The sequence below is a fragment of the Micromonospora sp. ALFpr18c genome, from assembly GCF_008868155.1.
Lineage (GTDB): Bacteria > Actinomycetota > Actinomycetes > Mycobacteriales > Micromonosporaceae > Micromonospora.
Genome location: NZ_WBKR01000279.1, coordinates 1 through 5,826 on the forward strand (window position 1 = coordinate 1; position 5,826 = coordinate 5,826).

The following is a 5,826-nucleotide window of genomic DNA, read 5'->3' on the forward strand; positions in this document are numbered from 1 at the left end:
GTGGGGGGCGTCGGCCGCCCGGCGGGCGAAGACGGCTCTTAGCGCACGGGGCAGCCGCTCGGTGGCGACCTGGCGCAGTGCGGGCGCGGCGAACGCGTACCCGCCGGCGCGGCGGGGGAGCAGCAGCCCGGCGGTGACCAGGCCGTGCAGTGCCGGTGTGGACCGGCCGGACCGCCAGCCGAGTACCCGGTCGACCGTCGCGCCGCAGATCACGCCGCCGAGGACGCCGGCGGCCATCAGGACCGCCCGCCGCTCGCCGTCGAGGTGGTCCAGTTCCGCGCCCACGGCACGGCGTACCGCCTCGGGCAGCGCCACCGGGTCCGCGCCCGCCGCGACCGACGCCACGTACGCGGCCGCGTGCCCGGGTCGTCCGCCCACCAGTGGCAGTAGTCGGTCGACCAGGGCCACCGGCTGACCGGCCCGGGTCAGCAGGTGGCGCAGCAGCCGCCCGGACTGCACGGTGGCCAGGGGTCGGATCGCCACCCGTCGGGCGGGGCCGGGTCGGGTGTCGGCCCACTGCGGCTGGTGCACGGTGAGCACGGCCAGCGGCAACCCGCGCGTCGTGGCCGCGGTGAACAGGGCGTGCAGGAACCGGCTCACCTCGGGCGCGGCCCGGTCCACGTCGTCCACGGCGACGATCAGCGGCCGGACGGCGGCCAGGCGCAGCAGGGCGTCCCGGCAGATCGCCGCACCGGCCAGCGCCTCGGTCGAGCCGTCCGGGGTGGCCAGCAGCCGCTGCAACGCCGGAACCGCCTCCACGACCCCGGCCGGCGGGAGCAGCGGCGTCAGGGCGGTGACCAACCGGTCGCGGACCAGCGCCGGGCCGTCGCCGTGCCGGATCCCGGCGAGGCCGCGCAGCAGTTCCGCCACCGGTGCCAACACCTGGTCGGGGTACGGCGGGCAGCTCACCACGCACCAGTGCACCGCGCGACCGTCCACCGTGTGCAGTGCCCGGGTCAGTTCGTGCAGCAGCCGGCTGCGGCCGCTGCCGCTCGGCCCGACCAGCGACACCCAGCGCGGCCGGTGCTCGCGGATCGCCCGGCTCACCTGGTCGGTGAGGGTGGCCAGTTCGCGGCGACGGCCGATCAGCGGGCCGTCGTGCCGGTCGGTGCCGGCGCGTACCGGGCCGACGGCGTGCCAGACCGGCATCGGGGGCACCCGGCCGGCGACCGGCACCGGAGCGAGGGGGCGCTGGGCGATCAGCCCGGCGGTGGCCCGAGCGGTGGTCGCGCACAGCGCCACGGCGCCGGGTGGGGCGTACTCCTGCAGGCGGGCGGCGGTGGTGATCACCGCGCCGCTGGCCACGCCGTGGCCGCCGCTGACGGCGCCACCCAGGTCGACGACGACCTCACCGGTGGCGACACCGACGCGGACGCGAAGTCGGACGTCGCCGACCATCGGCCGGCGGTCCAGTGCGGCCTGGATCTCCAGTCCGGCGCGCACCGCCCGGTACGCGTCGAAGCCGTCGGAGTGCCGGGCGCCGAAGAGCGCCATGACCGCGTCGCCGACGTACTTCTCGACCACCCCGTGCCAGCGGTGCAGCACCGCGGCGACGGTGTCGAAGTAGGCCCGTTGCAGCGCCCGCACGTCCTCCGGGTCCAGTCGGTCCACCAGCGCGGTGGAGCCGACGATGTCGGCGAAGAGGACGGTGACGGTGCGTCTCTCCTCCGGCACCGGCCAGTGCGTGCCCGGAGTCGGCTGCGCGTCGACGATGGTGGTGGTCATGGGTAAGCGCACCGGCCTTTCCCCCCGCTGACGGCTGACGACCTGGAGATTGGCATTCCTGGGCCGACGGGGGATCGGCAGAACGACGTATGTCGGCCACTCGCAACCTTTAGTCGCAATGTCGACGCGAGGAGTACCACAAGCGGCAGATGGCCGTAGAACGGTGCGGCGACCTGTGATTAGGCTGCGTCCCATGGCCAGCGATGTGGACACCGCACCGCTCGTGGGTCGGGCCGAGCTGGTGCGGACGATTCAGTCCGCGCTGCTCGGTGACGCCGCGCACGGGCAGACCGCCGCCGTCTTCCTGACCGGCGAGAGCGGTGTGGGCAAGACCCGGCTGCTCGGCGAGATCGGCGACCGGCTGCGTGACCAGGGCGCGCTGGTGCTCACCGGCAGTTGCCTGGACATCGGCGACGCCTCACCGCTGCACCCGCTGCTGCAGGCGTTGCGCCGCTTCGACGCCGACCTGTCCGCGTCGCGGGCCCGCACGTCCTCGGCGGTGCGGGGGCTGTTGCAGATGTTCGCCGACGAGACGGCCGGCCCGGACGGCGCGGGCGCGCTGCTGGAGCGGGTCGCCCGGGGGCTGCACCTGATCGCCGAGGGTCGGCCGCTGGTGCTGATCCTCGACGACCTGCAGTGGGTCGACCGCAGCACCCGGCAGTTGCTGCTCTATCTGCTGGCCGGCCTGGGTGACCTTCAGCTGTCGGTGCTGGCGGCGGTACGCGCCGAGTCGCTGCAGGGCGCGCATCCGCTGCGCCGGGTCCTCACCGAGCTGCGTCGGTTGCGGACGGTGCGGGTGCTCGACCTGGCACCACTGGACCGCGCCGGCACCGAGGAGCTCGCCGCGGCGGTGGTCGGCCGGACGCTTCCCGCCGAGGCCGCCGAGCAGGTGTGGCAGCGCAGCGGCGGCAACCCGTTCGTCATCGAGGAGTTGGCCCGCGACCTGCGCGACGGCCGCGACGGGCTGTCCGAGACTCTGCGCGAGATCTTCCTCGACCGGGTCGACGCGCTTCCCCAGCACGCCCACGCGGTGGTGCACGCGGTGGCCGCCGGCGTCGAACCGGTGCAGCACTGGCTGCTGGCCGAGGTGCTCCGGCTGCCCGAGGACGAGCTGATCGAGGCGGCCCGCGCCGCGGTGGCGCACCGGCTGCTGGTGGGCGCCGACGACGGGTACCGGCTGCGGCACCGCCTCGTCGCCGAGGTGCTGGCGCACGAGTTGCTGCCGGCCGAGCGTTCCGGGCTGCACCGCCGCTACGCCGAGGCGTTGACCGCCGCGCCGGGCGAGCTGCACCAGGCCCGGCTGGCGCACCACTGGCGGCTGGCCGGCGAGCCGGCGCGGGCGTTGCCGGCGGCGGTGGCCGCCGCGCAGGAGGCCGAACGGCTGCACGGTTACGCCGAGGCGCACCGGCACTGGTCGGCGGCGTTGCAGCTGGCCGGAGACTCCGGCTCGCTGGCGGTGGACCGGGTCGAGCTGCTCGGCAACGCGGCCGAGGCGGCGCACCACTGTGGGGAGCACGCCCGGGCCCTGGCCCTGCTGGAGGAGCTGGTCGCCGTGCGCGGCGGCGAGCCGAGCTGCGAGCTGCACATCCGCCGGGCCCGCTACCTGGCCGCCGCCGGGCGGTCGGCGCTGGCCGAGGAGGAGTACCAGCGGGCGCTGGAGGCGGCGGACTGCTCCCCGCGCGACCGGGCCACCGCCGCCGCGCGGTTGGCCGAGCTGCTGCTGCACCTGGGCCGCTACGCCGACGCCGGCCGGCGGGCCCGCGAGGCGTTGGCGTTGGCCGTCGACGTCGAGGGCTCCGCCACCGAGGTCGTCCTGGCCAGCTCGGCGCTGGGCTTCAGCGACGCCTACCTGGAGGACCCGGACGCCGGCCTCGCCGTGATGCGCGACGCCCTCGACACCGCCGAACGCGCCGGCCAGCCCGAGGACGTGGCCTGCGCGTACCTGCACCTGGCGGAGCTGTTGACCGGGCCGCTGAACATCCTCGAGGAGGGTGTGGTCGTGGCCCGCCGCGGCGCCGAGCGGGTGGCCGAGCTGGGTCTGGGCCGCACCTGGGAGACCCGACTGCTGGCCATCGCCATCAACGGGCTGTTCCGGGTGGGGCAGTGGGCCGAGGCGGAGAAGGTGGTGGCCGCCGCGCTGCGGCACCGACCGTCCGGTGCGGACGCCGTCGAGCTGCTGCTTGCCCGGTGCCGGCTGTCGGTGGGCTACGGCGACATCGACGCCGCCAGCCGGGACCTCGACGCGGTGGCGACGCTGCTCGCCGGCGGCGGGGCGCGACACGTCATTCCGCTGCTCACCCTGCGCTCCGGGCTGGCCATGTGGGAGGGCCGGCACGACGTGGCGCGGCAGGCGGTGCAGCGCGGCCTGACCGAGAGCCGCTCCGACGACGTGACGATCCTGTCCGCGCTGGTCTGGCACGGCCTGCGCGCCGAGGCCGAGGCGCACGCCAGCCGGAGCGTGGCGGTGGACCCGACGGCCGTACGCCGGCTGCGGGACGTGGCCGAGCGGGTGGCCCGCAAGAGCGCGTCCGCGGCCGGTCCGGTGCGGTCGGTGGTGGACGGGTTCCTGGCGCTGTGCGCCGCCGAGGTGAGCCGCCTCGACGGCAGCGACCCGGAGCTGTGGGCGGCCTCGGTCGCCGAGTGGGACCGGCGTAACCACCCCTACCCGGCGGCGTACTCGCGGCTGCGGCAGGCCGAGGCGCTGCTGGCCCGGCGCAGCCGGGTGGCCACGGCGGGCAAGCTGCTGCGGGCGGCGTACCAGGTGGCGCAGGGGTTGGGCGCGGTGCCGTTGACCTCGGAGATCCGCGAGCTGGCCGGGCGGGCCCGGGTGTCGCTGGAGGAGCGCGAGCACACCGACACCGGCCGTGGCGCCCCGTCGGGCGAGGCGGTCGACGACGAGTTGGCGACGCTCACCGTGCGCGAACGTGAGGTGCTCGCCCTGGTCGCCGAGGGGCTGACCAACAGGGAGATCGGGCAGCGGCTGTTCATCAGCGAGCGGACCATCGGCGTGCACGTGTCGCACATCTTCGACAAGTTGCAGGTCCGCACCCGTGTGCAGGCCAGCGCGATCCACCTGCGCAACCGGCGCGGCTGACCGACCGGTCCGTCAACGGGCGCGTGTGCGCGCCCGGATACGTCGTTCTACTGATCCGGCGATCGGGTGTCGGCTGAGAGGCTGAGCCCCGTCGACGGCGGCACGGGGGTGCCGCGGACCACCATGGAGGAGAGATGACCGAACCGGTCTGGGGGCCCGTGCACCGGGACATCGTCGACCTGCTCGCCGACCATCCCGCGGACGTGCCGGCCGTGGTCGATCACCTCACCAAACTTCAGGACCTGCTGGTGCGGCTGCCACCGCTGGAGGACAGCTGCCCGTTGGCCGACTTCAACAGGCTCTACCTGACCATCACGAGCAGTGTGCTGGACGGCCTGTACGACGACCGTTTCGTCGACCCGGTGTTCCTCTCCCGGTTGGACGTCGAGTTCGCGGCCCGCTACTTCGACGCGATGCGGATGTGGACCGACTCCAGCCCGGGTACGCCGAAGGCCTGGTCGTGCCTGTTCGAGCGGATGCGGGGGCCGGACGCCCGGCCGTTGCCCTCGGCGGCGGCGGGTGTCAACGCGCACATCAACTTCGATCTGCCGTTCGCGTTGGTGACCACGTTCGACCACCTGGAGTCGGAGCCGGTCGACGGCAGCGACCAGCACCACGACTACCTAGAGATCAACAACATCTTCGCCGACAAGATCCCCGGGCTGCGCCGGGGCTACCTGGAGCGGTGGCAGCTGCTCATCGACATGCTCAACGGCGACATCGACGACTGGTACCAGGGGGAGCTGGTCGAGTACACCCGCGATGTCGCGTGGCGCAACGCGCAGAAGATCTGGCGGTGCCGGCACGATCCGGAGGCCCACGAGTGTGAGCGCACGCGGCTGGACGACAACGCCGCGGCGCTCGGCCGGTTGCTGCTGTCGCCCCTCGGGGCGTTCCTGCAGTAGCCGGGACGGGGGGCTCCCGCGCTCCGCCCCGTGGGGGGCGGCGGAGCGCGGGAGCGCGTCCCGCCCCGCCAGTTCCGCCCGCCGCGCGGCCGGCCGCCACAC

3 protein-coding genes are annotated in these 5,826 nt (G+C 74.8%); 2 read left to right on the forward strand and 1 reads right to left on the reverse strand.

Translation table 11 applies throughout. The features are described 5' to 3' along the window. The coding region (locus tag F8271_RS29355) for an adenylate/guanylate cyclase domain-containing protein (protein WP_151493076.1) at positions 1–1,725 on the reverse strand (1,725 nt) is incomplete at its 3' end. Positions 1,726–1,918: 193 nt separating this feature from the next. Here F8271_RS29355 and F8271_RS29360 point away from each other — a divergent pair. Together F8271_RS29360 and F8271_RS29365 are read left to right on the forward strand one after the other, a co-directional pair. Next, positions 1,919–4,819 (forward strand): LuxR family transcriptional regulator, encoded by a 2,901-nt coding sequence (locus F8271_RS29360; protein ID WP_151493077.1) that lies wholly within the window; start codon positions 1,919–1,921, stop codon positions 4,817–4,819. 134 nt (positions 4,820–4,953) lie between these two features. Further along, the gene (locus F8271_RS29365; protein WP_151493078.1) at positions 4,954–5,724 is read left to right on the forward strand and encodes a DUF5995 family protein; all 771 of its coding nucleotides are present in this window, start codon (positions 4,954–4,956) and stop codon (positions 5,722–5,724) included. The last annotated feature ends 102 nt before the right edge of the window (positions 5,725–5,826 follow it).